Origin of the sequence: Solitalea koreensis (assembly GCF_900182575.1) — a bacterium.
GTDB lineage: Bacteria > Bacteroidota > Bacteroidia > Sphingobacteriales > Sphingobacteriaceae > Solitalea > Solitalea koreensis.
This window is the reverse complement of record NZ_FXSZ01000021.1, coordinates 1-1641: the sequence shown is the minus strand read 5'-3', so window position 1 is coordinate 1641 and position 1641 is coordinate 1. Positions and strand designations below refer to the sequence as shown.

General features: G+C 37.4%; 1 protein-coding gene and 1 pseudogene. One reads left to right on the top strand and one right to left on the bottom strand.

From position 1 onward, the window contains the following. Window positions 1-267 (top strand): annotated as a pseudogene (locus FN756_RS14550) (hypothetical protein); the annotation flags it as partial. A gap of 167 nt (window positions 268-434) precedes the next feature. Here FN756_RS14550 and FN756_RS14355 read toward each other — a convergent pair. Then, a complete protein-coding gene (locus tag FN756_RS14355) occupies window positions 435-1400 on the bottom strand; it encodes a DKNYY domain-containing protein (protein WP_142604801.1) in 966 nt (321 codons plus the stop codon). Window positions 1401-1641: the final 241 nt, after the last annotated feature.

Here is a 1641-nt window from a genome sequence, read left to right as displayed (position 1 = left end):
AGCAGTACCTGGAAGCGCCAAAAGCTGAAAGATTTGCAGCAAAACCTAAATGTAAAGCCTGCCGATACCAAAGTAAAAAGCGTGTACCGAAGCTGTCCTTGTTGCAAAAAAGGCATACTGATCACCATTGAGTCGTTTGACAAGCGCGGCCCGCCGGCCCAAGGACTTTGGGCGCTCGCCAAAACTGTACTCCCCATATCAACTAATTTTATGGGTAAGGGACTTATGCGCCTACCCCAAAGAAATCGGCCTCAAAAAGCTCCTTAAAATATCACAGGCGGCATCTTCTTAAAATGCCGCCTGTAATAGCCCAATTCTTTCTTCGATAACCCCATAATAAACAGCACCGACAGCTACCAAAGGTTCCGTTCAACACGGCTTTCATCTCATGCCCTGCGGACAAGACGAAAGCTTAGTTATTGGTGGCAGTTATTCTATTTCTCTCTTGGTTCACAGTATAATCTTTCTGTCACTTTGAATATGTTTTTTGTCTCAGAGGGTTTTGAGTAATCGTAACGATAAAGTTTCTCAACAATACAAGTACATTTATTATTTGTCAGAGAAACTCTGATAACCTTTGATTCCCCTGCCCAATTTAAATATATCGTATTATTGAGTGTGAAACCCTTTTGTTTCAGTTTTTCAACAAGGTTGATATGTTCATTTTTATCTTCCTTATATGAAATTAAACTGTCGTAAACATCTATAAAAACAAGAGGTTGGGATTGACAAAAATCTTTACTATCAAAATCAAAGGTTTTATAACTTGCTTTTTTAAAATCCTCTTCATTAATAATACCGAATTCGTAATTGAAGTTTTTATCCTTTCCTTGAAAGGAACTTGTGGGCTTAAAAGTTGCTACGTCTGCTCCGTATAGAATTCGATTGTTATTTATGATGTGTTGCTTTGTCTTCCCCCAATCATCGTCAATAGGAACAAAATCATTAATGTCGGCAACTTGCACAGTGTCACTACCGTGAATTAGAAAATTGTCCGCCTTTGCCCAAGGATACTTAATCAGTTTTATTTTGTCTGGATTAACACCTTTAATTACACAGTCATTTATATTATTGTAAAAGCCAAAAAAGTATGCAGAGTCTTTATCACGAAAAATATAGTTCCCTACAAATCTGAAAGTTTTTGGGTCAATATTCTTTATGAGTTCTCCGTCTATAAAAAGATGGTTTTTGTCTTTACCGAATTTAAAGTCGCAATCGCAATCAAAATTCAAATTTTGGAAGGTGTTTGCGTCAGCTTCTTCAATAAGTCGCTTGTTTTGCCCACTTCCTTCATTCCAATATTCATAGTAAACTTTGTCGCCTTCAACTTTGTAACCGCGTCTACAACTCGTCAAAATTGAAAGTGTCAAAAGAATAAATGTCAGTTGTTTTATTGTCATTGAGGTTTGTCTGCTATAATTGCCACCAACGTTTCAGCTTGCCGAAGGCGCGGTGAAAATACCTGCTTCATTCTCCGCCGTGTTGTAAAATTATTAATTAAGTTTTCAGTTCAAAGTTGCACGTCCACCGCGCTTTAGGCAAGTGTGTGTTGAACTAAACCTTCGGTAGCCTTAACTGCGAAGATTGGTATCTTTGATAAACATATTAAAATATTCAATGATGACAAAAAAAGAGCATTGA

Excerpts from the sequence above, each read along its gene's own strand:
- FN756_RS14355 (WP_142604801.1), bottom strand. The coding sequence starts at position 1,400 with ATGACAATAAAACAACTGACATTTATTCTTTTGACACTTTCAATTTTG.